Genomic DNA, 857 nt, shown 5'->3' on the forward strand with positions numbered 1-857 from the left:
GAGAGGGTGAACATCGACAGATCGGCTCTCGGCGAATGGCAGGCGCTATTGTAGCGCCCGCCCGGCTACAGAGTGAGCCGGCTATGAGGCCGGTCCGAGAGAGTGAGAGTTGCGTGCTTGTCAGAACAGCACATAGCTGTATGGCGTGCGAGGGATTTTGTTCACTGACGAGACGCTGGGGTAATACTCCAAGCCACTATCCTGCAATTTCGATGCAACGACCTCTTCAACGTCCGAGTCAGGATCCGTTCGAAAAATGCCAAGCGCCCAATAGGAGCGCAGGTCTATTTCGGATTTACGTATTTTTGCCACTTTCGCAAGGTCGTCGATCATGTTCGACACACAATTGCCAAGGTTGGCATGTTGCTTGATCTCAAGCGCGACGTAACGCTCGATTGCCCAGCCTTTCTTGCGCAGGATGAAGTCCGGTTTGAGGAACCACTTTACGTTTTCCCGCCTGTAGTCGAATTGGAATGCACGCTCTCGTTCCCATTCTGGTGTAGAGGGATGCTCGGTCAGAAAACGGGCGAACTCAATCTGAAGCCAGATTTCCCAGCCCGTGATATCTCCATCGAAGATGATTCGGAACGACTTTCGAAGGCTGCGCTGTTTGAAGAACTCTTCCAGCAGTTCAGCGATGTAGTCGAAGTCATTTTGCGGTTTTTTCATGAGTTCCCTTCACTGTATGCGGTATGGCTAATGGCCATGTATACGGAGGGCGCATGGTGCCCTGTGCCTCAGCGACGAGGCAACTACCCGTTCAACTGGGGAGCTTGATCGCTTCCCCGCTACGCCAGGGCATCCATCCTGTGACGCTCTGCGTCATGACAACTTCGCCAGCGACTTCATCCAGAACG

Annotated in this window: 1 protein-coding gene; it reads right to left on the reverse strand. The window is 53.4% G+C overall.

Features of this window, described 5'->3' with window-relative positions; translation table 11 throughout:
• Nucleotides 1-120: 120 nt before the first annotated feature.
• Nucleotides 121-669, reverse strand: a complete 549-nt coding sequence (locus J0A65_RS24410) for a hypothetical protein (protein ID WP_206596846.1) — start codon at nt 667-669, stop codon at nt 121-123.
• Nucleotides 670-857 lie beyond the last annotated feature (188 nt).

Source organism: Bowmanella yangjiangensis (assembly GCF_017255015.1).
GTDB lineage: Bacteria > Pseudomonadota > Gammaproteobacteria > Enterobacterales > Alteromonadaceae > Bowmanella > Bowmanella yangjiangensis.